Here is a 24,636-nt window from a genome sequence, read left to right as displayed (position 1 = left end):
AGCACTTTCTACGGCGAAGCGATTTCAGAAGCGCTGTTTCTGAATACATTGGATCAGGCTACCGCGCGCGGCGATGAGTCTCTGGAAATCATGTGCCATCCTTCGTTTATCGATAACACGATCCTGGCGAGCAAATATTGCTATCCGCGGCTGGCGGAACTTGACGTGCTGACGTCTGCTTCGCTGAAACAGGCAATTGCAGAACGCGGATTCAGGTTGGGGACGTTTAAGGATTTATACGTTTAAACGCGATGACTTAAATTGGCAGCCTTTTAGCGCCCGATAATGTTTATCGGGCGTTTTGTCTTTCTTCGACAGAGTGTGAATTTTACAGGTTGTCTTTACTGAGATATGCCACGTTGAGTCAGTGATGCAGAAAATTCAGCAATCGAGTGATCGACCAAAAGCTCGACAACGTCACTTCGTGTCGTTCCCACAAGCATGGCAAGTCGATCAATCTTTCGCAACACTGACATTCGCAAAGATAGCGACACGGCTTTCTTCTTTTCCTTATCGAGAGATACTTTGCTGACCGTCTCGCCCGCATGAAATTCGGCACTTGAGCTGAGGGCTTCATTCATCCGGCGGATGGTTTTCTTATCCAAAAGTCCCGATTCAGCAAGCAGATAGGAATGTGTGGCTTTACTGTACCGGATCTCAGCAGAGTACGTCTCCCGCAGCGCTTTTAGCGCACGCGTTAAAGTAGGCTCGGAACAGGCAAGCTGGTGAATAATTTTTTGGGTCGGTACGGGCTGGCCTGAACTTAGCAGGATAGCCAGCCGAAAAATACAGGAGTTTATTAATGAGTGCCTGCTGTCGTTTTTATGGGCTCAAAAGCATGAGAAATACGGGTTGTGGTCATATTCTCATTAATTGAAATCGTCCATGCGCTGCTATCGGATCAATTTGATCATTGTTGTTGAAATGTAAACCCGACAGGGAACAAACCCTATCAGATGTAACCTCAATCTCAGTTAAATCAACATCGAGAAAGACAAGGGATTATGCTGATCGGTTTTTCGAAATCTGCATCCCGCCTTTCTCCCCTCAGTGTTGGTTTGTCAGTGTTACCAGTCGCACACCTTCCTGCGGACTTTCCTGGGCAATCCCATAAACCAGGGCTTGTTCAAGGATCCTTGCGGCCCAACGCCGGTGCGTGGCGGGTTCACACATGGCACCTTGCGATTTAAAGACGGCCTGACTGGAGTTTAAGATCCTCAGGGCATCCGCATGGTCGGCAGGCGTGACCATCAGTGCCCGTTCAATTTTAGCAATCTGGTTGGGATGAATGGCGGTTTTTCCGACCAGTCCGTGCGCTATATCGAGTGCCAGTTCCCGCTCCATGACGTCATGGTCATCAATGTGTTCGCAGACGGGTGATGTCAGGGCAAAATCGCGAGATCCAAAAACGGCCACCAGCATCTTGATGACGTAACCCATCGGGCTGTCATACAGGGTGAGATTGCGCGGGCGGCGCAGGGAAATGACGTTCATGAGGTCATTTCCGCCAATACGCAGCACAATGATCCGGTCATGACAAGGATGCCTGACCAGTGTCGTCGCGAGCTCCCGCATCTGCATCACATCAAAGACGTCTTCCGTTTCCAGCGTCGGCATCATGCACAGGTGTGTGTCTTTCATAATCTCCCACCACTGAGGCAGGGAGGCGAGGGTGAACTTGGGCAATACAAGCCCGTCCACCGGCGACAGATCCAAAGAGGTCGTCAGGTACTGCCCCATCTCTGTGTGGCGTGGACGTATAAAGACCAGAGGCCATTCGGCCCCCTGACCCTCTGCCTTAGCAGAACGTAACGCTGCGAGTATTTGCTTTAAATTATCCATGGCCGCAGGCACATCGGCCTCGCTGACCGCGTCCTCAAGGCAAATGACAATCGAACGCAGGCCTTCAATTTCATTACTCAGCACGCTTTTTGCAATATCAGAACGCGTTGCAGGCATATAGAGCGTGGCACCCAGACGGTATGGCGAAAGTCTCTTTGTCATCAGTGAACCTTTTTAATAATGGTGATGGCACGATATTGTCCGATGCGATCGCCGACCTCAGTGATGGTGATATTTTTTTCACGAGCCAGATACACCAGCAGCGCGACGTCAGGATCGTCCACCGAACGAACAAGAACGTGCTCAGGCACCCGGCGCAGAACGGCACGTGTCGCTTCGGCAATACCGGGTTTAATCCGGTTAATGCTTGAAATAGCGTATTCGGCGGCCAGCGACGCGATGACCCGTTCACTTTGTGATTTCAGTTGCGTAAAACGCTCAGGGTCCCACTGGCTGGCGGAAATCTCGCTCAGATCAAGTGAGTTCCGGCAATCTGCCACTGTATCTACCAGCTGGCGGCTGCATTCAAACTGGCGGAGATGTTCACACTGAACGCAGCCGTGCAGTCCTTCTGATGACCAGATGGAACGGGAGATAAGTCCGGAGACAGGGGCTCCCATGATGCCGAAGGGAATTAACCAGTCATCATCGCTGGCGGCAAGCCAGGACACGCCGCAGGGGTCAGCCAGAACAACGAGGCGGGGATCCTGCGGATAGCCAGCGCGTGATGACAGCGAGCGTCGAAGTTCGCCGGTAATTGCACCTTTGCCCGTCCACCCATCGACAAACACCACACCTTCCGTGCCGTGCCGATCCTCAATCCAGTCCATGGCTGTTTCATCAATGCCCCGGTCTCTGATAATGCTGACACCGTAATGGTGAGACGGTTTGCCCATCGCCCGGAGTGTCTGATGCAACATGACGCCAAGGGGAACACCGGCCCGCACCAGACTGACTAAAACAATCGGCGTATCGCCGAAACGTTCAGACAATGCTTTCGCCAGCATCACCACTTCTCGCGCCAGACGGACTGCGCCCTGGTCCAAGGCCCGGGCAAACAAATCCAGATGCCAGTTTGTCGGTTCAGGCTCCTGACTCAGCATGTCGGAGTAATGCTTTGCCCCGGACTGAATAAGCTGCTCTTTTTGGTCTACGGGCGTCATTTCCATTTCAACCGGCTTCAGAAGAAAGTGGACGTCGTCGGGCAGATAAGAACCGGAAAAAGGGATAAATGGCTGCATACTATTTCTCTCCGAAAACATGGCGACTGATTTGTTCGGCGAACTGGCTCTGCCGGGGCAGGCCAAACCAGTGACACAGCTTCATGAAACGATGATCACTCAGGCTGTCTCCCAGACCAATAACAGGGAAAACGCCGCGTTCGGCACGCAGTTTATTCAGCAGGTACTGCGTCGCGAGACCTTTTTCTACGGGTGTGGGAAGCCAGGCAATGTTGTTGCTGTTGCGATGAATGTAAAAACCTTCTGTCGGGAATGTCGCTTCGATTTCATCACCGATAGCATAAAGTTCTTCCAGCCGTGTGCTGTCGGTGTGCTTCATCACCAGATACACCGGCGTATTGTCATATTCGTAATTGATACGCGCCCAGCCCTGAATCCCGCGCGTTTCCATCAGAGACGTGATGTCGTGCTGCATCTTCAGCAACTGATCCCGATAGGCGGACAGACTCATGAGCATCTGAGCTTTCCACTCTTCATCCGGCTTTCCTTCCGGCGTCAGGATCACCGCACCATGTGTCACGATCGCCCACGAGCGAAACGGGATAGTCACGCGACTCATTTCTTCCGTACCCCGCGCAGTGACCGGGATAAAGTCAGCGTGCTCAAGCAGCCAGTCCACCAGCATGGATTGTTCTTCGGTCATGAAGCTGCGGGCTTCCATTGAACGATCTAAAGCGCCCGGACGGTAGGGTTCAAGCGCCAGTTCATCCACCATTTTCCGACGTGTCTGGAAAAGGGTGTCATCGAGATCAGAAAAAACGACCGGCTTATTCATAAACGATCACCTCAACGGCAGGAGCCACGGCGTTTAATGCCGCAAGCAGCGCAGGGTCGACACTCTCAGCCGGTGTTTCGATACACAGGAGAATGCGGTCAAACTGCTGATGCGCGACGTTATAGACATAATTCGGAATACCCAACCCGTAATTATCCGTAAAGGCAATCGCGGACTCGATGGCGAACCCGGTGGAAATCGGGGCCGTTGTGCGGCGAACCTGGAATTCGCGCGAAATCAGGTTCGCGCACAACGGTCCCCGATTTCCACCGGGTTCGCCATCGAGTCCGCGATTGCCTTACGGATAATTACGGGTTGGGTATTCCGAATTATGTCTATAACGTCGCGCATCAGCAGTTTGACCGCATTCTCCTGTGTATCGAAACACCGGCTGAGAGTGTCGACCCTGCGCTGCTTGCGGCATTAAACGCCGTGGCTCCTGCCGTTGAGGTGATCGTTTATGAATAAGCCGGTCGTTTTTTCTGATCTCGATGACACCCTTTTCCAGACACCCTACCGTCCGGGCGCTTTAGATCGTTCAATGGAAGCCCGCAGCTTCATGACCGAAGAACAATCCATGCTGGTGGACTGGCTGCTTGAGCACGCTGACTTTATCCCGGTCACTGCGCGGGGTACGGAAGAAATGAGTCGCGTGACTATCCCGTTTCGCTCGTGGGCGATCGTGACACATGGTGCGGTGATCCTGACGCCGGAAGGAAAGCCGGATGAAGAGTGGAAAGCTCAGATGCTCATGAGTCTGTCCGCCTATCGGGATCAGTTGCTGAAGATGCAGCACGACATCACGTCTCTGATGGAAACGCGCGGGATTCAGGGCTGGGCGCGTATCAATTACGAATATGACAATACGCCGGTGTATCTGGTGATGAAGCACACCGACAGCACACGGCTGGAAGAACTTTATGCTATCGGTGATGAAATCGAAGCGACATTCCCGACAGAAGGTTTTTACATTCATCGCAACAGCAACAACATTGCCTGGCTTCCCACACCCGTAGAAAAAGGTCTCGCGACGCAGTACCTGCTGAATAAACTGCGTGCCGAACGCGGCGTTTTCCCTGTTATTGGTCTGGGAGACAGCCTGAGTGATCATCGTTTCATGAAGCTGTGTCACTGGTTTGGCCTGCCCCGGCAGAGCCAGTTCGCCGAACAAATCAGTCGCCATGTTTTCGGAGAGAAATAGTATGCAGCCATTTATCCCTTTTTCCGGTTCTTATCTGCCCGACGACGTCCACTTTCTTCTGAAGCCGGTTGAAATGGAAATGACGCCCGTAGACCAAAAAGAGCAGCTTATTCAGTCCGGGGCAAAGCATTACTCCGACATGCTGAGTCAGGAGCCTGAACCGACAAACTGGCATCTGGATTTGTTTGCCCGGGCCTTGGACCAGGGCGCAGTCCGTCTGGCGCGAGAAGTGGTGATGCTGGCGAAAGCATTGTCTGAACGTTTCGGCGATACGCCGATTGTTTTAGTCAGTCTGGTGCGGGCCGGTGTTCCCCTTGGCGTCATGTTGCATCAGACACTCCGGGCGATGGGCAAACCGTCTCACCATTACGGTGTCAGCATTATCAGAGACCGGGGCATTGATGAAACAGCCATGGACTGGATTGAGGATCGGCACGGCACGGAAGGTGTGGTGTTTGTCGATGGGTGGACGGGCAAAGGTGCAATTACCGGCGAACTTCGACGCTCGCTGTCATCACGCGCTGGCTATCCGCAGGATCCCCGCCTCGTTGTTCTGGCTGACCCCTGCGGCGTGTCCTGGCTTGCCGCCAGCGATGATGACTGGTTAATTCCCTTCGGCATCATGGGAGCCCCTGTCTCCGGACTTATCTCCCGTTCCATCTGGTCATCAGAAGGACTGCACGGCTGCGTTCAGTGTGAACATCTCCGCCAGTTTGAATGCAGCCGCCAGCTGGTAGATACAGTGGCAGATTGCCGGAACTCACTTGATCTGAGCGAGATTTCCGCCAGCCAGTGGGACCCTGAGCGTTTTACGCAACTGAAATCACAAAGTGAACGGGTCATCGCGTCGCTGGCCGCCGAATACGCTATTTCAAGCATTAACCGGATTAAACCCGGTATTGCCGAAGCGACACGTGCCGTTCTGCGCCGGGTGCCTGAGCACGTTCTTGTTCGTTCGGTGGACGATCCTGACGTCGCGCTGCTGGTGTATCTGGCTCGTGAAAAAAATATCACCATCACTGAGGTCGGCGATCGCATCGGACAATATCGTGCCATCACCATTATTAAAAAGGTTCACTGATGACAAAGAGACTTTCGCCATACCGTCTGGGTGCCACGCTCTATATGCCTGCAACGCGTTCTGATATTGCAAAAAGCGTGCTGAGTAATGAAATTGAAGGCCTGCGTTCGATTGTCATTTGCCTTGAGGACGCGGTCAGCGAGGCCGATGTGCCTGCGGCCATGGATAATTTAAAGCAATACTCGCAGCGTTACGTTTCTGCTAAGGCAGAGGGTCAGGGGGCCGAATGGCCTCTGGTCTTTATACGTCCACGCCACACAGAGATGGGGCAGTACCTGACGACCTCTTTGGATCTGTCGGCCGGTGGACGGGCTTGTATTGCCCAAGTTCACCCTCGCCTCCCTGCCTCAGTGGTGGGAGATTATGAAAGACACACACCTGTGCATGATGCCGACGCTGGAAACGGAAGACGTCTTTGATGTGATGCAGATGCGGGAGCTCGCGACGACACTGGTCAGGCATCCTTGTCATGACCGGATCATTGTGCTGCGTATTGGCGGAAATGACCTCATGAACGTCATTTCCTGCGCCGCCCGCGCATCTCACCCTGTATGACAGCCCGATGGGTTACGTCATCAAGATGCTGGTGGCCGTTTTTGGATCTCGCGATTTTGCCCTGACATCACCGTCTGCGAACACATTGATGACCATGACGTCATGGAGCGGGAACTGGCACTCGATATAGCGCACGGACTGGTCGGAAAAACCGCCATTCATCCCAACCAGATTGCTAAAATTGAACGGGCACTGATGGTCACGCCTGCCGACCATGCGGATGCCCTGAGGATCTTAAACTCCAGTCAGGCCGTCTTTTAAATCGCAAGGTGCCATGTGTGAACCCGCCACGCACCGGCGTTGGGCCCGCAAGGATCCTTGAACAAGCCCTGGTTTATGGGATTGCCCAGGAAAGTCCGCAGGAAGGTGTGCGACTGGTAACACTGACAAACCAACACTGAGGGGAGAAAGGCGGGATGCAGATTTCGAAACCGATCAGCATAATCCCTTGTCTTTCTCGATGTTGATTTAACTGAGATTGAGGTTACATCTGATAGGGTTTGTTCCCTGTCGGGTTTACATTTCAACAACAATGATCAAATTGATCCGATAGCAGCGCATGGACGATTTCAATTAATGAGAATATGACCACAACCCGTATTTCTCATGCTTTTGAGCCCATAAAAACGACAGCAGGCACTCATTAATTATGCAACTCAGTACACGACAAGCACGTATTTTTCGGCTGGCTATCCTGCTAAGTTCAGGCCAGCCCGTACCGACCCAAAAAATTATTCACCAGCTTGCCTGTTCCGAGCCTACTTTAACGCGTGCGCTAAAAGCGCTGCGGGAGACGTACTCTGCTGAGATCCGGTACAGTAAAGCCACACATTCCTATCTGCTTGCTGAATCGGGACTTTTGGATAAGAAAACCATCCGCCGGATGAATGAAGCCCTCAGCTCAAGTGCCGAATTTCATGCGGGCGAGACGGTCAGCAAAGTATCTCTCGATAAGGAAAAGAAGAAAGCCGTGTCGCTATCTTTGCGAATGTCAGTGTTGCGAAAGATTGATCGACTTGCCATGCTTGTGGGAACGACACGAAGTGACGTTGTCGAGCTTTTGGTCGATCACTCGATTGCTGAATTTTCTGCATCACTGACTCAACGTGGCATATCTCAGTAAAGACAACCTGTAAAATTCACACTCTGTCGAAGAAAGACAAAACGCCCGATAAACATTATCGGGCGCTAAAAGGCTGCCAATTTAAGTCATCGCGTTTAAACGTATAAATCCTTAAACGTCCCCAACCTGAATCCGCGTTCTGCAATTGCCTGTTTCAGCGAAGCAGACGTCAGCACGTCAAGTTCCGCCAGCCGCGGATAGCAATATTTGCTCGCCAGGATCGTGTTATCGATAAACGAAGGATGGCACATGATTTCCAGAGACTCATCGCCGCGCGCGGTAGCCTGATCCAATGTATTCAGAAACAGCGCTTCTGAAATCGCTTCGCCGTAGAAAGTGCTGTCGAACCTTGCGTGCTTTGCGCACCGCGCAGAACAATTTCGCCTTTCCTGATTTCATCACGGTCGATGCGTATCGCCACGCCCAGTTCTTTCGCAAAAGCTTCGACAATCGGGAGAATAGGCGCGAGCAGATGGACGTGATGATGACTGTCGATATGCGTGGGAGGACGGCCAAACAGTTCCACAAACCGGGCAAACTGGGCTTCCAGTTCCTGCTTAATTTCATTGAGCGGCAACGTTCCCTGCTCCGCCATTTCCCAGACCCATTTTCCCAGCTCACCGTTTTCGCGCACCAGGCCAGGCATTGGCGAAAGCGGTTTTCCCAGCGTCAGAACGAAATGCATCCGACGGCCAGCACCGGATTTGCCGCGCTCAGCGCCGCCGCATGTCCGATGGTGGGCATATTCATCATCGCCGTGGTGGACGTCACGACGCCATTGTTGAACGCGTCGATAATCCCGTAGTTCTGCGCTTTACACAGCCCGAAATCATCGGCGTTCACAATCAGTAATCTATCCATAAACGTCCCTTTTTAACGCGCCCTCCTTTTTACGGGAGGGCGGCGGATTATTTCAGCGCGGCAATCGTATCGGCAAAGTTTGGTAGCAGCGCTTCGTGGGCGAGCAACATTTCCCGGGCCAGCTTTTCGGCGTCTTTATCGGAATGAATCAACGGGCTGAGGTTCAGCGCCAGCAGGACATCATTGAGTTTCCCACTCAGCGCCGCCTCGCTGGCCGCGATTTCAAAGCCTTTAATGGTGTAGATCAGCCCGAGCACTTTATCGTCAAAGTGCGTCACACGCGGATGCGGTTTCGCGCCGTCGCGGCCAATCGTGCAGGTCATTTCCACCGCCCAGTAAGCCGGAATATTATCAATATGGCCGTTGTGCGGGAAGTTGACGTACTGCTCGGTCTGTTTGTCGTTGTAGATCGCGCTGATTACTTCGCAGGCCGCATCCGAATAATACGCGCCGCCGCGCAGTTCCAGCTCTTTCGGTTTGACGTTCAGTTCCGGGTTTTTGTACAGGTCGAAGAGTTGTTTCTCGACTTTCTGTACCACGGTTGCACGTGCGCCGCCCTTGTAGAATTCGCCCATTTCAATCGCCAGCATCTCTTTCTGTTTGAAGTAATACAGCAGATACGAGCATGGCAGCAGGTTCAGCGAGCGGATCAACCCTTCGCTGAACGGTAAATCAAAGATGTTTTTCACCGAACCGGCGGTCAGTGTGCCGGACGCCACGCCGTCGAGCAGCTCTGCAAAACGGGATTCGCCGTTAACCAGCACGTCTTTGATGAACACCATGTGGTTCAGGCCAAAGAGGTCGATCGACAAATCGTCTTCCGCTGACAGTTTGAGCACGTCCTGAATGAACATTTTCATGCCGACAGGAATGTTGCAGACACCAATGAATTTTTTGAATTGGGTGTGACGGAATACCGCTTCTGTCACCATGCCCGCCGGGTTGGTAAAGTTAATCACCCAGGCGTCCGGGCAGATTTCTTCGACATCTTTGATGATGTCAAAAATCACCGGGATTGTGCGTAATCCTTTGAATAACCCGCCTGCACCGTTGGTTTCCTGGCCCAGATAGCCGTGGCTCAGCGGAATACGCTCATCCAGTTCACGTGCCTTTAATTGCCCTACACGCAACTGCGTGGTGACGAAATCGGCACCCGCCAGCGCGGCGCGGCGATCCAACGTTTTATGTATTTCAATTGACACACCCGCGCGTTCAACCATACGCACGCAAAGATCGTAAATAATATCCTGTTTGGCTTTTCCGCCTTCTACATCGACCAGCCATAATTCAGTAATCGGTAATTCATCGTAACGCTTAATAAAGCCTTCAAGTAATTCAGGGGTATAACTGCTTCCGCCACCAATGGTGACCACTTTCAGTTTTTTACGCATAGGAGCTCCCGTGCAATAATGATGCACTGTAAATTACAAAAACGGTTAATATAAACGGTCAATCTATAAAAATAGATATTTAATTAATGCTGAATAATTTCTTCCTGTAATGATTCGGCGTAAATGAAGTCAGTTTTTTGAAATTTTTAATAAACATACTCGGACTGCTGTAACCGGATTCAAATGCAATATCGGTGACGGAGTAGTTTGTAATTTCCAGCTGTTTCTTCGCAAAATCAATACGAATCTCATTGATGACTTGCATCGGCGTTTTGCCGTAATGACGCTGCATGGCGCGGGTCAGATACTCCTGAGACTTACCGGACAACTGCACCATATTAGATAAGGCTTTATCCCCGAAACGCGATTTATCATGCATTTTCTCAACGGCCATCGTCAGCCAGCCCGGAATATCCGCCGTCACTTCTGATTCACGATGATGGCGCAGACGGTTGACAATATAAAACGTCACCATCTCAAGAAATTCATTAAATTCGCCGTTTCGAAAATTAAGAGACGCCGTGACAGACTCAATATAATTCAGGAATTCGTGGTTTATTTTATAAACCTGCGATGCGATGAATTGAGCCGGTAAGAGAGCCAGATAATGCTGTTCGAAAAAAGCTTTGCTGATGCCGACATTCAATATTCTTGTTGCGCCAAATTCATAAAAGCTTTGATGATTCGAACCCAGAGGAATAAAAACAAAATCTCCTCGCTCCAGCAATACCCTTTTCCCGTTGACGTTCTGGTAATAACGCCCTGTCAGCACCACGGTAAATTCGTAGTAGTCATGCTCATGCAGCCCGGAAATACTCTCTACTTTGTTGTAGATGAACATGTGGAAATTTTGACCGTCGAAGAGTTGATTCTCGCGCGCTGTCTTGATTTCCATGCTCAATACCTGTGGCTGCATCCCGGATCCCTACGTTATTTTATTTTTTCATGAAGCTCAATGAGTTCTGCAATCAGTTCACGGGCCAGCATCGACGTCATCAGATGATCCTGCGCGTGTACCAGCACCAGGCTGACTTTGGTTTTTCCTTCACCCTGATCGCCTTCAATCAGTTTGGTCTGCACCAGATGCGCTTCGTTCAGCGCCATTTTTGACTGCGCCATCACCGCGCGGGCCTGTTCGAAATCACCCTCTTTAGCCTTTTTCAGCGCGGCATATGCCAGGCTGCGTGCCTGCCCGGAGTTAATGATTAACCCCATTACCACTTCTTCCAGATCCTGCAACTCAGTTTCGGTATCTTCGATATGGTCTAAATCAAACATGTTTATCTCTCCTTGAAAGTCCGCTGAAGGCGGGACATTTTGTTGTCCCGCCTTCAGGTCAGATTAGAATTTCAGTGCAGCCGCAATGTCTTCTTCGCTTTCTTCTTCTTCAATAATCGCCTGTGCCTTATTGGAAAGAATCACGAAAGGCATGTAAACCAGCGTGGCGACCCCGAGGTTGAACAAGGCGACCAGCAGCGCCGCAATGCTGCCGTTACTGTTGAAGAACGCACCCAGCCCGGTCGGCATAGTCCACGGTGCAAGGTTGGTGACCGGCGGAATGATACCCATGCTGTAGGCCGCCAGCGTGATAGCGGCCAGAATCGGCTGCACCAGCACGAACGGGATGAACATGACCGGGTTCATGATTATCGGCAGACCAAACAGAATCGGTTCGTTAATCTGGAAGATGCCTGACGGCAGTGCCAGCTTCGCCACCTGACGGTGATCCGCACGGCGTGATGCAATAAAGATGGCGATAATCAGACCCAGCGTTGCCCCGGAACCGCCCAGCAGAATGTAGGAGTCCAGCATCGGCTTGGCCCAGAAGTGGAAGGTCTTGCCCGCTTCAATCGCCGCACTCACAGAACCGTATTCGGTATACAGCGCGATGTTTTCCAATGCCCACGGCGTCATGATGCCGTTGTCGAGCGCGGTCAGCGCCAGAGAACCATGCACACCAAAGAACCACAGCAGTGAGTTGAAAATCACATACGCCCAGCCCACTACGCTTCCCATTGACGCCAGAGGTTTGGAAATAGAATCCATAATAATCTGGTGGAAGTTGTGGCCATATAATCCGAGCAACCAGGAAATCACCCCGAAAATAAACAGAATAATAAAGCCCGGAATTAACGCAGAGAATGAACGTGCGACAGAAGTCGGTACGCTGGCGGGTAACGTAATCACCCAGTTCCGGCGAATAACAAACGTGAACATTTCAGCGACGACCAGCCCGATCACCATCCCCGAAATAATATTCGCACCGCCTAACCAGTTTGCGCCAACGGCATACGCTTCACCGACGCTATAAGGAGTGACGGTCATAAATGCGGCGACGGCTAATAAACCCGCAGAAAGAGAATCGACTTTTCGCTCTTCGGCTAACGCCATGCCGATAAAGAACGGTGCCATCAGCGACATGATTCCGAGCGTACCGTTATAAACGTTGATACCGATGGTTTTTAAACCCGCCAGCGTTTCAATGGTTGATGGTTCTAAGCGAACGCCTAAGGAATAAAAGAAGGAACCGGCACCGAAATTCAGGAATACGTTATTAATTAAAACGAACATGGCGCCAGCCAGGGTCAGCGGCATTAATTTGATAAAGCCATTTTTGATGGCATTAATGTGTGGCTGCTTACCTATTTTTACCGCAAACGGGAGAAGTATCTTTTCAAGTGAATCAATGGCTTTGCTCATTGGCATTTTCCTTTAATGCCGCCTTCCGGCGGCAAGGGTATGAAATTCGCTCTTTGACTGGAGTTCTCTTTGACTTAAAAATGCTTCATCACTGCTAATTTAAAATTGACGCAAAAGTTAAAACTTACTGAGCTGCTGCTTTTTTGATCGCAGCAACCGCTGCTTTCAATACACCTAATCCATCAATTTTGCCGTAGAGGGCAGAATCAATCACTTCAACCGGTTTGCCCGGTAATACTTTCTTAATTTCTTCCAGCATGTAACCAATTTGCGGGCCGAGAAGGATCACATCGGCCGCGCTACCTTTTTCAGCGGCGAGCGTTTCAGGAAATGCTTCAATAATGACAGGCACTTCGTATTTCTCGGCCTGAACCTTCATTTTAGAAACCAGCAGAGAAGTGGACATTCCGGCGGAACAAAACAAATAAATGACTTTCTTTTCCATAATGAAAACCCTCGTATCCCGTATAAAGTGCAGGTCTGACAACGGATCCTTCTTTATCTGTCATTACTCAGTGTCAGCAGATAAAGGAAGATAGTTAATTGTTTCTGCTTGGGAGAAGTATACGGCATCACTTCCGGCAGGGATAATTCTGAACTTATAGAAATTGTCTCTCCTTGACCATCGCCCATGACTCCCTTCACGTTTTGGGGAAATAATTCGCGGAAATAATTAAGATCCCCGTTTACAGGGGCACAACGGCACGTAGCTGATGAGCATATGAAAGGTTAAGAATTTTCCCCCTCAAATTGATATCTCTCTGATAACAGCGTTTTAACACTTTGGGTCTATCGTCCCTCATTTTCTTGTGAGAAACTGCTAATGATTGCGCAAACATTCGTAGTTTGAACTTGCAAACCAGTGAGCAATGCTTTGAATAATATAATAAAGAATCACACAGGCCGTTCCCGTACGGCCACGCTTGAAGATGTCGCCAGAGAAGCCGGTCTTTCACCGATGACGGTCAGCCGGGCGTTGAATAATCCCAAAGTTGTGCGCCCCGCGACGATCGCCAGGGTGATGGAAGCCGTGAACGTAACCGGGTATATCCCCAATATGCTCGCCGGCGGGCTGGCGACCAGCCGCACGAAGCTGATTGCCGTGGTCGTGCCGCAGATTAACAACAACATGTTTGTCGATACCGTTCAGGCGATCAGCGATGCACTGGCGGCGCGCGGCTACCATATGTTGCTGTGTATTGTCGGTTACGAGCCGGAATCGGAAACCGAGATTGTCGCCACCCTGCTCTCGCGCCGTCCGGACGGCATCGTTCTGACCGGTATTCATCATTCGTCAGATCTGAAAAGAATCATCCTCAACGCCAATATTCCCGTCGTGGAAATCTGGGATTTAACCCCGACGCCGATTGATATGTTGATCGGTTTCTCCCATGAAAAAGTCGGCAATGCGATTGGCGAATACTTCCTCGGGAAAGGCTTCACGCGATTTGGCTTTATCTGTGCCTCGGACAGACGTGCCGTGGTGCGTAAAAATGGCGCGATCAGCGTGCTGCGTTCGCAGCCTGGCACGGAAATCCGCGAAATGATGGTGTCGCTGCCTGCCAATATGGAAGTCGGACGCACGGCGCTGAAAGAGATGATTTCCGGCGGCGAGCGTTTCGACGCGATCATTTGCAGTTCCGACACGCTGGCGCAAGGCGTGATCATGGAAGCGGAAGCGCAGGGGCTGCGCGTGCCCGATGATTTTTCCGTGATCGGTTTTGCCGATTTGAATTTCGCCGCCCATAACCGGCCTTCGATCACGACCGTGAGCGTGGATAAATGGGATTTGGGGATCAAAGCGGCCAGTATGCTGGCGGACAGAATTGAAGGGATTCCGGTTGAGGAGCCGATTTTGGATACAGGGTATCGGTTGGTGATCAGAGAATCAGCCTGATTGTTTTTGGGTTGGCCACCCAAACTGGCCCAAAGGGACGTCACGCAGACTTGTGTAAATTTCGGTTTTTCAATTGCAGTGACCGCTTAACGCGCTGCGCCGAAACCGACCAAAGAGGCCCAGGACGGGGCCTCTTTGGAATCTCCGCGTCTTTTTTACTGCGCGCTATCACTTGTTGACTATGTTTCAGCAGCCACATCTATTGCCGCAAAATCCCGCCGCTGCGCGGTGCCCTCCTGTCGGGTTACAAACCGCGCGTAAAGATACGCGGTTTTCCACCTCTCCCTGCGGCGCGTTTTTTGAAAGCGGCCAATGGCTATGTAATTCGGAAGAATGATGTAGGGTGGTTTTGATTTTGAATTAAAAATGCCTCCAGCCGCTTTCAGAAAACTTGCTGAATGAGTGTTTCGAGACCTTAGTCTCGAAGACCGAAATGAAGGTACCGCGCAGCGGCAAGTTTTCGCGGCAATAGCTACGGCACCTGAAACATAGCCAGCGAGCGGCAGCGCGCAGTTAAAGAGCCGGAGATTCTTAAGAGGCGCGGCGATAGGCGCCTCTTAAGGCCAGTTTGGGTGGCAACCCAAGGTCTTGGCCTGAGTGATAACCGCAATTGAAAAACCGAAACTTACACAAATCTGTGTGAAGCCCTTGAAGCCCGTTTGGGTGGCAACCCAAGGTCCTAGTATTGACCTTAAATATAAACATTAAATTTATTCCATTTTCTAAATGTTAAAAATGTTAGATAACATTTATATCAACAAATAACATGAACTTTCCTTGCGTAATTATATTGATCTAAATTTAACCGGAATTATCCGGCGCCTTTCTTTGATATAAAATGCTAACTAACCCAAATTAACCTAAAGTGATAAATAACTTCAACTTATTGTTTTTAATGAAATTTAAACTCTACGGTAATATCCAAAAACCTTATGAATATCTCCTCCTCACATTTATTGTGGAAATTAGTCATTTATTTTAAATGTAGCGGTGATATTATAAATTTGTACCCAAAAATAATAACAATTAACCCAAACTTAACATCAGGCATGTGAGAGTCGTCATTCTATGCTCCTTCAAAAAAAAACTACCCGGCGCAAGTTTTTACTTGGGTCGCTGATGGCGTTGCCCGTCGGCACCATCATGATGAAAGGGTTGTCCGCGGCGCAGGCTGCTGAAATGGCTGCCCCGGATTTACTCGATTATAAACCCGTGTTTTTCAGCCCGGATGAGTGGCAGTTTATTATGGCCGCCGCTGACCGTCTGATCCCCGCAGGAGGCAAAGGGAAAGCGCCCGGCGCGCTTGAAACCAACGTGCCGATTTTTATCGATCAACAAATGCACGGCGATTTCGGCGAAGAAATCTATATGCAGGGGCCGTTTAACGTTCATGCGCCCGCGACCATGGGGTATCAGATCCCCTTCCGTCCTCAGCAAATCTATAAAACCGGTATTCGCCTGGCGAACAGCTGGTGTCAGCAAAATCATCAGAAAGACTTCCACGCGCTCTCCGATCAGGACAAAGACAACGCCCTGACGCAGCTCCAGAAAAACGGCATCCGTTTTGCCGATATGGGCGAAGAGAGCCTGGTCGCGTCGCAATTCTTCGGGGAACTGCTTTCCGATACCAAACATGGCTATCTGGCAGACCCGATTTACGGCGGCAACAAAGGCATGAAAGCGTGGATTGCCATGGGATTCCCCGGTGCGCGCGCCAGCTTTACGGAGTGGGTAAAACAACACAACGTCCCTTATCCGCTGGGGCCGGTGAGCCTGCAAGGTGCCCGCGCCTGAGCGCCGGACGCTATTTCCGTTTTCTGATGACTGACAGGATTAAAGATGGCACAAGTAATTAAACCAGAAGTCGACGTCGTTGTTGTCGGCCTCGGCTGGGCGGGCTCGCTGATGAGCATCGAGCTGGCAATGGCCGGTCTGACCGTGCGCGCACTTGAGCGCGGCGGCGATCGCGGGTACGAAGAGTTTGCTTACCCGAAACCGGCGGATGAATACGCCTACGCCGTGCGCAATAAAGTGATGGCGACGCCTGCCGAAGCAGCCGTGACCGTGCGTTACAACATGAGCGAAACCGCGCTGCCGACCCGTAAATGGGGCGCATTTGCGCCGGGTACGGGCGTTGGCGGTTCCGGTCTGCACTGGACAGCCGTGCTTATCCGCCCTACGCCGACCGATTTAAAGCTCAAAACCTATGCCGATGAGGCGTACAAACCGGGCATTTTGCAGGAAGACATGCGGATCATGGATTTCCCGTTCACCTGGGATGAAATCGAGCCGTATTACACCAAGTTTGAGCACATCTGCGGGCAGTCGGGCAAAACCGGCAACCTGCGCGGCCAGATTATGGAAGGCGGCGACCCGTTCGAAGGGCCACGCTCCGAACCCTATCCGCTGCCTGCGCTGGAAGATACGCTCAACAGCAGCATGTTTGCCGAAGTGGCGAAAAAAATGGGATACCACCCGTTCCCGAACCCGTCTGCCTGCGTGTCCCGCGCCTGGATCAACCCCTACGGCAACCAGATCGCGCCGTGCAACTACTGCGGTTATTGCAGTAAATATCCATGCCTGAACTACTCGAAAGCCTCACCGCAGACGGCCGTCATGGACGCCCTGAAACGCATGGACAACTTCTCGTATGAAGTCCACGCCAACGTGCTGAAAGTCGAATTGCATGACGACAAGAAAACCGCCAAAGGCGTTATCTACAGGGATGCGCAGGGCAACGAGTGCTTCCAGCCTGCGAAAATCGTCGTACTGAGCAGCTTCCAGTTCTGTAACGTCCGCCTGATGCTGCTTTCCGGGATCGGCAAACCTTACAACCCGATCACCGAAGAAGGCGTGATTGGCCGTAACTACGCGTTCCTGAGCAACGGCGGCTCGACACTGTTCTTCAAAGACAAAAACTTCAACCCGTTTGCCACCGCGGGCGCAACCGGCCAGATGATCAACGACATCTCTCCGGGCAACTTCGACGGCCCTGCTCTGGGCTTCATCGGCGGCGCGAAAATCCACAGTTCTCAGGCCACCGGCACGCCAATCAGCACGTCTCTGCCAAAAGGCACTCCGGCGTGGGGCACGGGCTGGAAAGAAGGCATGGAAGAGTGGTACGGCCATTCGATGAAAATCAGCATCACCACCACCTGCCAGTCTTATCGCGATATCTATCTGGATCTCGATCCGAACTACAAAGATGAATACGGCTACCCGCTTCTGCGTATGACCTTCGACTGGAAACAGAACGAACTCAAACTTCAGCAGTACCTGAAAGGGATTGTGGGCAATATCACCAAAGAGCTGAACCCGGACAGCTACAGCGAAAGCTTCCTGCCGATGGACGCACACTTTGACCTGACCAAATACGTTTCGACGCACAACGTCGGCGGCGCGGTCATGGGCGATAACCCGAAAACCTCCGCGCTGAACAAGTTCCTGCAAAGCTGGGATGTGCATAACGTCTTTGTGCCGGGCGGCAATGCGTTCCCGCAGAACTTCCAGGCGAACCCGACGGACACCATCGGGGCCATCACGCTGATGGCCGCGCAGGCGATTAAAGATCAGTATCTGAAAAATCCTGGTCCACTGGTTCAGGCATAAGCGGAGATGAACAAGATGAAACTCAAACGTTTATTTATCGCAAACGCCCTGCTGCTGGGCACCGGGCTGATGGCCAATGCGCAGGCGGATGACGCGAATAACGCGCAGCTCATCAAACAGGGCGAGTACGTTGCACGTCTGGGTGACTGCGGCGCGTGCCATACGGTGGCGGGGAAACCGGCGTTTTCCGGCGGGCTGGCGATTAACTCGAATCTGGGCACCATTTATTCGACGAATATTACGCCGGATAAAGATCACGGGATTGGCGGTTATACGGAAACGCAATTCTCAGACGCCGTGCGTAAAGGCGTGCTGCCGGATGGCACCCGTTTGTATCCGGCGATGCCGTATCCGGATTATGCCAAAATCAACGATGAAGATATGCACGCGCTTTACGTCTACTTCATGCAGGGCGTGAAACCGAGTGCTGAACAGCCGCCGGAAACGGATCTGAGCTTCCCGTTCAGCCAGCGCTGGGGTATGCGTTTCTGGAACTGGGCATTCGCGTCCGATAAACCGTTCCAGCCGATTGGCGGCGCGTCTGCCGAAGTAAACCGTGGCGCGTATCTGGTCGAAAGCCTCGGGCACTGCGGCAGTTGCCATACGCCGCGCGGTCTGGGGATGAACGAGAAGGCGCTGGACAGCAGCGACTCTGATTTCCTCGCGGGCGGCACTCTGAATAACTGGGATGTTCCGTCGCTGCGCGGCGTGGCGCACTGGGATCAGCAGGAAATCGTTGATTATCTGGGCAAAGGGCGCAATGACAAAGCGGCTGTGGGTGGTGAAATGACGTCGGTGGTGGAGAACAGTACCGCGCACATGACCGATGAAGATCTGAAGGCGATTGCCGCGTACATCAAATTCCTCGGCGGCAATCCGCCGGTTCCGGCACCGGAGACGCAGAAAACCAGCGCAACCGAAGCCAAACTGACGGCGGCGAAAAACCTCAGCGAAGGCGAGCGTTTGTATCTGGATAACTGCGGTGCCTGCCACTTTGTGACCGGCAAAGGCGCGCCGGGCGTGTTCCCGCAGCTGGATCAGGCAACGATTGTGAATGCTAAAGATCCGACCGGCCTGATCCACACGATCCTCGCCGGTGCTCAGCAACCGTCAACCGCACGCGCACCGTCAACGCTGGTGATGCCGGGCTTTGCGGGCCGTCTGACCGATGAAGAAGCGGCGCAGTTGTCGACCTTTATCCGTCAGGGCTGGAGCAACAACGCGCCAGCGGTAACAGCGAAAGACGTCAGTGAAGTGAGAAAAACGCTGACCCACTGATTTCGTTGCCAGCTAAATATCGCGTTTCAAATCAAAACGGCTTTCCTGCAGGAAGGCCGTTTTTTTTTGTCTGTACGTCAGAAATCAGGCTGCCGCCGTTTCATGAAGATGTCGCCACAGGATTTTGCCCTGCCCGTCCACACTGAACACCACCGTCGAATAGCGTAATGTCGCCGTCTGCCCCGGCAATTGCTGGCGCTCCTGATACGTCACCACGGCGGAAAATTCACTTTCCGCAATGAATTCTGGCTGCTCAACCTGAATCTTCAACCCGGATTTCGCCCCGTGCTGCGCGGTAAAAAATGCGCGTAACGCCGCATAATCCAGCCGGTGGCCGGTAAGTGTCACCATCGAATAATCCGCACTAAACCGCGCCAGCAATTCATCACAAATTGCCTGCGAAGAATTTTCATCGCCCAGCCACTGCCGGATAAGTTCATGCGCATCAAACACTTCTTTTACAAAACGGTTCATGTTTCCTCCTGTTGTGTTCATTCCTGCACCACCGCCCCGCGCGGTAATCTCAGACAAAATATCACCGGCACCAGCACGCTCACCGCCGCCAGCCCGAAGCTCACTTCGTAGGCACATTGCGGCAGATGCGCCTGCAACAGATTGAGCAGAACGCTGATGACCGTCACGCCAAGGCAAAAACTCAGCTGGCGGTTGATGTTCCATAGCGCGCTGGCGTCGGCCAGCTGCGGCGCGGCGATGTGTAAAAATGCGCAGCTTTGCGCCGTGCTGCTGCACAAACTGCTGCCGAATCCCATCAGCGTGAACGCCGCCACCGCCAGCCACGCCTGCGGATAAACAGTCATGCACGCCAGCAGCGCAATTCCGCCGCCCTGAACCAGACAGCCGGGGATAAACAACGCGCGCGGGCCGGTGCGGTTAAACATTTTGCCGGTTAACCCGATAGCCGCAAACGACGCCACTGACCACGGCACCATCAGGCCACCCGCCTGCGCGGCAGAAAACTGCATTTCATCCTGCAAATACAGCATCGCAATCAGGCTCACGCCGGTAAAAATGCCGGGGATGCACTGGTAAATTATCATTGCCGTGCGCAGCAGCGGTTCCCTGACCAGCCGCAGATCCAGCAGCGGATTGTGTCGCCTGCGAGCATCGCGCACGAAAGCGTAAAGACACGCCGCGCCCGCCAGCAGTAACGCGCTGCCCGCGGGCAGTCCGCTGCGTTCCCCCAGATGTGTCAGGCCCGATAAAATCAACGTCAGCCCGAGACTGGCCAGCAAAAACCCGCGCAGATCAAAACGCACGGCGGGCTCAGCCGGAACATCGCGCAGCCAGCATAACGCCAGAATCCACGCGAGCAGCGCCAGCGGCAAACTGGCGACAAAAACCCAGCGCCAGTTCAGGTGATCCACAATGATGCCGCCTGCGACCGGCGACAGCGCCGGAGCCAGCAGGCCAACCAGCATGATCACCGCTGAAAGCCGCGCCCGTTCGTGGCTGCGATAAAGCGCGTAGGCCAGCGTTTGCCCGACGGGGATCAGCAAACCGCCGCCCAGTCCCTGCACAATCCGCCAGACCGTCAGCGACGTCAGGCTTTCCGCACCCGCTGCGCCAAGCGACGCCAGCATGAAAATCGCCAGCGACACGGTGAATACGCGGCGTGCGCCCAGCCGTGAAGCCAGCCAGCGGCTGGGCGGGATCACCAGCGTCAGCCCGAGAATATACCCGGAACTGACCCAGGCCAGCGCGCTGACCGGTGCTTCAAAATGCCGGGCGATGCCGGGATACGCCACGTTGGCGATAAACATGTTGATCAGATCAACGAAAAATCCCAGCAGATACACAATGGCCACACGCGTCCTGTACTGCATTCTTAATCTCTCCTCAGCCCTGAATGGCGGGCAATGTAACGGAGAAATGATGGCTGATATACGGGCGCTTAACCGTTACACTGTCAAAATAATTTTGACAATCAAAGGATTCATGATGCTGAATTTACAACGTCTGGAGATTTTCGTGGCGGTGGTGACGGCGGGGAGTTTTACCGGCGCGGCGGCAACGCTCGGGCTGACCAAAGCGGTGGTGAGTTTTAACGTTAAACAGCTGGAATCTGAAACCGGCGTCGCGCTGCTGACCCGCAGCACGCGGCGTCTGGCGCTGACCGATTCCGGCGAACGCTTTTACGAACGTTGCCGGATTTTATTGCAGGATGCGGAATCCGTGCTCGACGATGTACGGCGCGATCACGGCGGGCTGAGCGGCCAGTTGCGGATCACCAGTACGCCGGAATACGGCGCGCGCGTGGTCGTTCCGGCGTTGGCATCGTTTGCGGCACTGCATCCGCAATTGCGCATTCAGCACGTGGCGTCATCGCATCACGATGATCTGATTTCAGGCCGGTTCGATCTGGCGATCCGCCTTGGTCAGCTGGCAGATTCCAGCCATCACGCCGCCACGCTGGGCAGTTTTGGCATAATGCCGGTTGCGTCTCCGGCGTTTTTACATGAGCACGGCGACATCATCAATCTGCAACAGCTGGCACAAGCAAAATGGATTGCCCACAGCCGCCTGCCGTGGCCGGTAAGCTGGCCCGTGACGCCTGCGCAGGGAGAACAAACGCCGTTTCGCGTTACCCTGCCGCCAGTCGTGACCGCTGATAACGCGTCATCGCTGCTGGCGTTTGCCCTGCACGGTGCCGGGGTCGCATTGCTGCCGGACTGGCTGGTTCAGCCGGAAATCGACGCGGGCCGCCTGCGCCATTTGCTGCCCGATCATCGTTTCCCGCCGCAGGGGATTTTCGCGCTCTACCCGAACACCCGCCACGTTCCCGAGAAAGTACGGCGGTTTATTGATTTTTTGCAGGCCGGCTAAAGTGATATTGACCCTGTAGTTTTGGGAATTAATGAGTGTTTTTGCCCTGACAAACAGTGGCAGAGTCCCTTAGTCAGGCTAAGATTAATTTCAGCTAACGGGAGGAAAACGTTCACTATGCTCATCGAAACTTCGCGGTTATCGCTCCGGCCGGTTGAGGCCAATGATGTCTATTCCCTTTTCGCCATCTATGGCGACCCAAAGACTAATCAGTTCAACCCGCGCGGTCCGTATCCTGATCTCGAATTTGCGCGTGAAAAACTGAACGGCTGGCTACGCGAATGGCCCGATTACGGCTTCGGACACTGGGCTGTCTCGCTGAATACGCTGCCGGACAACATTATCGGGTTTGGCGGGCTGAGTATCCGCGAAGGCTACGAAAATCACCGCGTGTTTCTCGGCTATCGCTTTGCGACGTCTGTCTGGGGAAAAGGGCTGGCGACCGAGTTTGCCAGCGCGGCGCTGAATTCCGGATTCGAGCTTTTTGGACTCCCGCAAATCTCCGCCACTGTGCGTGAAAACCATCTGGCGTCACAGCGCGTTCTGGAAAAAATCGGTATGCAGAAAGTCGGTTTTCAGGGCGACCCGGTTCACGGCGTCGGCAGTTATCTTTACCGGCAAACCGATCAGCGCGGGCATTAACGGCGTTACAACATGTTATAAAACCGTCGGGACCGCCATCTCAAGGTAGGCCGTGACCGCATTGCTGGGTTCCGCGACACGGCTGATGATCACCAGATTGGCCATCATCTCTGGCGCATCCAGGCGACGATAGAGCAAACCAGGTATGTTCACCTGCTGAACTGGTGCCGGTATCAGCGCCAGCCCGAGCCCGGCGGCGGCAATCGCCAGTACGCTCAGGGTGCTGGCGGAACGGTGCGCGACACGAAACGAATCCCCGAGCCTTTGCGCAAACATGAGATAAACCTGCTCATGAGTATCGTGCGCGTCGTACAAAATCAGGGGTTGTTCTGCAAGCATTTCAACGGTGATACAGGCGTGACCGGCCAGCGGATGATCGTCCGTCATTGCCACCATAATCTCCCAGCTTCCGGCCTTTTGCACCCTGATGGCAGCGACGGATGTCGTGCTGTTATCCGGCGTATAACCGATATCCAGCTGTCCGGCGAGGATCGCTTCCACCTGTTTCTGCGGCGCGACTTCCTGAATGACAATTTCCGCATCGGGATACGCTTTATGGAAACGACGCAAGTCGCCGGTCATTTTACCGCTAAAAATGGCGTTTCCGGCGAAGCCAACTCTTACGCGTCCGGTTTCCCCACGCAGCGATCGTTCGACGGCCAGCCGGGTATGTTCAACCTGATCCAGCGTGCGCTGCGCTTCTGCCTGTAAAAGCAGTCCCGCCTCCGTGAGTTCGACGTGACGGCTGGTGCGGATAAACAATGCGCCACCCAGTTCTGCCTCCAGCGCTTTGATTTGCATACTTAAAGCAGGCTGAACGATGTTGAGCCGTTCAGCGGCACGGCCAAAATGCTTTTCTTCGGCGACAGCCAGAAAATACCGCAGATGACGCAAATCCATACCCACTCCATCAATCATTAAAAGTGATTGTTCAGTCAAATCTATATATTTGAGTTTAACGCCTTTCACCACCAAACTGAACACCGTCAACTAACCGGAGCGACAACAATGCAAAATCAACTTGAAGACCGTCAGCAACTTAATGACCTGATGAATGGCTGGATGCACCGCGACCTGGGTAACTGGGACGGGCTGCGCAATCTGTTCCACCCCGACGGCACCATTGAAATCACCTGGTTTGAAGGGCTGGCGAGCGATTTTGTCGATGGCTCAATGCGTATGGGCGCGTCGGATTTGCGCACCAAACACCTGATTGGCTCCCCTGCCGTCACATTTAATGACAGCCGAAACAAAGCGATTCTGGAAACCAACGCGATAATCATCGGCGAGAACATCAAACTGAATCTGGGCTGCGAATGCCATAACCGTTTTTACGATCTGGCCGAAAAACGCGACGGCATCTGGAAACTCTTCCACCGTCAGAGCGTTTACGATATGGGTACCTTCACCTTCCCGCTAGGCCCGGTGGAAATTGACCAGAGCATCGTGACGAAGTACCCGCGTGAGTACGCCGCCCTGGCTTATCTGCTGGAAAAAAGCGGTTTCCCGCTGAGCCGTATATTTGCGACACGCGGCAGCGAACTCGAGCAGAAGATGAAAGCCAGCGCGCAGATCTGGCTGGCAGCGTAAGCGTTG

The 24,636-nt window shown here is 52.9% G+C and carries 23 protein-coding genes and 5 pseudogenes; 14 read left to right on the top strand and 14 right to left on the bottom strand.

Annotated features, from left to right (window positions below):
* Positions 1-246 (top strand): annotated as a pseudogene (locus BV494_RS23900) (ChbG/HpnK family deacetylase); the annotation flags it as partial.
* Between the two features lie 95 nt (positions 247-341).
* On the opposite strand, the gene BV494_RS23895 reads toward BV494_RS23900, so the two are convergent.
* The 5 genes and pseudogenes from BV494_RS23895 to BV494_RS23875 all read right to left on the bottom strand — a co-directional run.
* Positions 342-800, bottom strand: a complete 459-nt coding sequence (locus BV494_RS23895) for a tellurium resistance protein TerW (protein WP_104925260.1) — start codon at positions 798-800, stop codon at positions 342-344.
* 247 nt (positions 801-1,047) lie between these two features.
* Positions 1,048-2,004, bottom strand: coding sequence for an HpcH/HpaI aldolase/citrate lyase family protein (locus BV494_RS23890; protein ID WP_104925259.1), 957 nt, complete (start codon positions 2,002-2,004; stop codon positions 1,048-1,050).
* Positions 2,004-3,083 (bottom strand): cysteine protease StiP family protein, encoded by a 1,080-nt coding sequence (locus BV494_RS23885; RefSeq protein ID WP_104925256.1) that lies wholly within the window; start codon positions 3,081-3,083, stop codon positions 2,004-2,006. The genes BV494_RS23890 and BV494_RS23885 overlap by 1 nt, the downstream gene beginning before the upstream one ends.
* Position 3,084: 1 nt before the next feature.
* Positions 3,085-3,858: an HAD family hydrolase gene (locus BV494_RS23880; RefSeq protein WP_104925258.1), complete on the bottom strand. Its 774-nt coding sequence runs from the start codon at positions 3,856-3,858 to the stop codon at positions 3,085-3,087.
* A pseudogene (locus tag BV494_RS23875) lies at positions 3,851-4,051 on the bottom strand (TRSP domain-containing protein); the annotation flags it as partial. The pseudogene BV494_RS23875 and the gene BV494_RS23880, both read right to left, overlap by 8 nt.
* A 21-nt stretch (positions 4,052-4,072) precedes the next feature.
* Here BV494_RS23875 and BV494_RS23870 point away from each other — a divergent pair.
* From BV494_RS23870 to BV494_RS23850, 6 genes and pseudogenes are all read left to right on the top strand, one after another.
* A pseudogene (locus tag BV494_RS23870) lies at positions 4,073-4,326 on the top strand (TRSP domain-containing protein); the annotation flags it as partial.
* Positions 4,319-5,059, top strand: coding sequence for an HAD family hydrolase (locus BV494_RS23865; RefSeq protein WP_104925257.1), 741 nt, complete (start codon positions 4,319-4,321; stop codon positions 5,057-5,059). The pseudogene BV494_RS23870 and the gene BV494_RS23865, both read left to right, overlap by 8 nt.
* Before the next feature lies 1 nt (position 5,060).
* Positions 5,061-6,140, top strand: a complete 1,080-nt coding sequence (locus tag BV494_RS23860) for a cysteine protease StiP family protein (protein WP_104925256.1) — start codon at positions 5,061-5,063, stop codon at positions 6,138-6,140.
* On the top strand, positions 6,140-6,559 hold the full coding sequence (locus tag BV494_RS26380; RefSeq protein ID WP_369694500.1) for an HpcH/HpaI aldolase/citrate lyase family protein: 420 nt from the start codon (positions 6,140-6,142) through the stop codon (positions 6,557-6,559). Before BV494_RS23860 ends, BV494_RS26380 begins: the two co-directional genes overlap by 1 nt.
* Positions 6,444-6,956, top strand: a pseudogene (locus BV494_RS26375) (HpcH/HpaI aldolase/citrate lyase family protein). The gene BV494_RS26380 and the pseudogene BV494_RS26375 overlap by 116 nt, the downstream one beginning before the upstream one ends.
* Positions 6,957-7,344: 388 nt before the next feature.
* Entirely contained in the window at positions 7,345-7,818 is a 474-nt protein-coding gene (locus tag BV494_RS23850; protein ID WP_104925255.1) for a tellurium resistance protein TerW, read from the top strand.
* A 95-nt stretch (positions 7,819-7,913) separates the two neighbouring features.
* Here BV494_RS23850 and chbG read toward each other — a convergent pair.
* The 6 genes and pseudogenes from chbG to BV494_RS23820 all read right to left on the bottom strand — a co-directional run bounded on the left by chbG (position 7,914) and on the right by BV494_RS23820 (position 13,215).
* Positions 7,914-8,679, bottom strand: a pseudogene (chbG, locus tag BV494_RS23845) (chitin disaccharide deacetylase).
* A 47-nt stretch (positions 8,680-8,726) separates the two neighbouring features.
* On the bottom strand, positions 8,727-10,070 hold the full coding sequence (locus BV494_RS23840) for a 6-phospho-beta-glucosidase (RefSeq protein WP_104925254.1): 1,344 nt from the start codon (positions 10,068-10,070) through the stop codon (positions 8,727-8,729).
* 79 nt (positions 10,071-10,149) lie between these two features.
* Positions 10,150-10,986, bottom strand: a complete 837-nt coding sequence (gene chbR, locus BV494_RS23835; protein WP_104925253.1) for a transcriptional regulator ChbR — start codon at positions 10,984-10,986, stop codon at positions 10,150-10,152.
* Positions 10,987-11,000: 14 nt separating this feature from the next.
* The gene (gene chbA / locus BV494_RS23830) at positions 11,001-11,348 is read right to left on the bottom strand and encodes a PTS N,N'-diacetylchitobiose transporter subunit IIA (RefSeq protein WP_104925252.1); all 348 of its coding nucleotides are present in this window, start codon (positions 11,346-11,348) and stop codon (positions 11,001-11,003) included.
* Positions 11,349-11,411: 63 nt separating this feature from the next.
* The gene (gene chbC, locus BV494_RS23825) at positions 11,412-12,770 is read right to left on the bottom strand and encodes a PTS N,N'-diacetylchitobiose transporter subunit IIC (RefSeq protein WP_104925251.1); all 1,359 of its coding nucleotides are present in this window, start codon (positions 12,768-12,770) and stop codon (positions 11,412-11,414) included.
* A gap of 124 nt (positions 12,771-12,894) precedes the next feature.
* On the bottom strand, positions 12,895-13,215 hold the full coding sequence (locus BV494_RS23820) for a PTS sugar transporter subunit IIB (protein ID WP_104925250.1): 321 nt from the start codon (positions 13,213-13,215) through the stop codon (positions 12,895-12,897).
* Positions 13,216-13,644: 429 nt separating this feature from the next.
* Between BV494_RS23820 and BV494_RS23815 the strand changes: the two genes are divergently transcribed.
* The 4 genes from BV494_RS23815 (at position 13,645) to BV494_RS23800 (ending at position 19,554) form a co-directional block, all read left to right on the top strand.
* Positions 13,645-14,667, top strand: a complete 1,023-nt coding sequence (locus BV494_RS23815) for a LacI family DNA-binding transcriptional regulator (protein ID WP_226790115.1) — start codon at positions 13,645-13,647, stop codon at positions 14,665-14,667.
* Positions 14,668-15,735: 1,068 nt separating this feature from the next.
* Complete coding sequence (locus tag BV494_RS23810) at positions 15,736-16,461, top strand: gluconate 2-dehydrogenase subunit 3 family protein (protein WP_104925248.1); 726 nt, start codon at positions 15,736-15,738, stop codon at positions 16,459-16,461.
* Between the two features lie 45 nt (positions 16,462-16,506).
* Entirely contained in the window at positions 16,507-18,276 is a 1,770-nt protein-coding gene (locus BV494_RS23805) for a GMC family oxidoreductase (protein WP_104925247.1), read from the top strand.
* Between the two features lie 6 nt (positions 18,277-18,282).
* Positions 18,283-19,554 carry a c-type cytochrome gene (locus BV494_RS23800; protein WP_104925246.1) on the top strand — a complete coding sequence of 424 codons (1,272 nt, stop codon included), beginning with the start codon at positions 18,283-18,285 and terminating at the stop codon, positions 19,552-19,554.
* Positions 19,555-19,638: 84 nt separating this feature from the next.
* On the opposite strand, the gene BV494_RS23795 is transcribed toward BV494_RS23800, so the two are convergent.
* Together BV494_RS23795 and BV494_RS23790 are read right to left on the bottom strand one after the other, a co-directional pair.
* Positions 19,639-20,028 carry a DUF4440 domain-containing protein gene (locus BV494_RS23795; protein ID WP_104925245.1) on the bottom strand — a complete coding sequence of 130 codons (390 nt, stop codon included), beginning with the start codon at positions 20,026-20,028 and terminating at the stop codon, positions 19,639-19,641.
* Between the two features lie 17 nt (positions 20,029-20,045).
* The gene (locus BV494_RS23790; protein ID WP_104925244.1) at positions 20,046-21,398 is read right to left on the bottom strand and encodes an MFS transporter; all 1,353 of its coding nucleotides are present in this window, start codon (positions 21,396-21,398) and stop codon (positions 20,046-20,048) included.
* A gap of 115 nt (positions 21,399-21,513) precedes the next feature.
* Between BV494_RS23790 and BV494_RS23785 the strand changes: the two genes are divergently transcribed.
* The gene (locus BV494_RS23785) at positions 21,514-22,398 is read left to right on the top strand and encodes a LysR family transcriptional regulator (RefSeq protein WP_104925308.1); all 885 of its coding nucleotides are present in this window, start codon (positions 21,514-21,516) and stop codon (positions 22,396-22,398) included.
* 117 nt (positions 22,399-22,515) lie between these two features.
* A complete protein-coding gene (locus BV494_RS23780; protein WP_104925243.1) occupies positions 22,516-23,040 on the top strand; it encodes a GNAT family N-acetyltransferase in 525 nt (174 codons plus the stop codon).
* A gap of 15 nt (positions 23,041-23,055) precedes the next feature.
* Here the strand turns inward: BV494_RS23780 and BV494_RS23775 are convergent, their stop codons facing one another.
* On the bottom strand, positions 23,056-23,940 hold the full coding sequence (locus tag BV494_RS23775) for a LysR substrate-binding domain-containing protein (protein ID WP_104925242.1): 885 nt from the start codon (positions 23,938-23,940) through the stop codon (positions 23,056-23,058).
* A 108-nt stretch (positions 23,941-24,048) separates the two neighbouring features.
* Here BV494_RS23775 and BV494_RS23770 point away from each other — a divergent pair, with 108 nt between their 5' ends.
* Positions 24,049-24,630: a nuclear transport factor 2 family protein gene (locus BV494_RS23770; RefSeq protein ID WP_104925241.1), complete on the top strand. Its 582-nt coding sequence runs from the start codon at positions 24,049-24,051 to the stop codon at positions 24,628-24,630.
* Positions 24,631-24,636: the final 6 nt, after the last annotated feature.

This window comes from Rahnella sikkimica (assembly GCF_002951615.1).
In the GTDB taxonomy this organism is placed as follows: Bacteria; Pseudomonadota; Gammaproteobacteria; order Enterobacterales; family Enterobacteriaceae; genus Rahnella; species Rahnella sikkimica.
The sequence above is the reverse complement of the archived record's forward strand: the minus strand, read 5'-3'. Positions and strand labels throughout refer to the sequence as shown.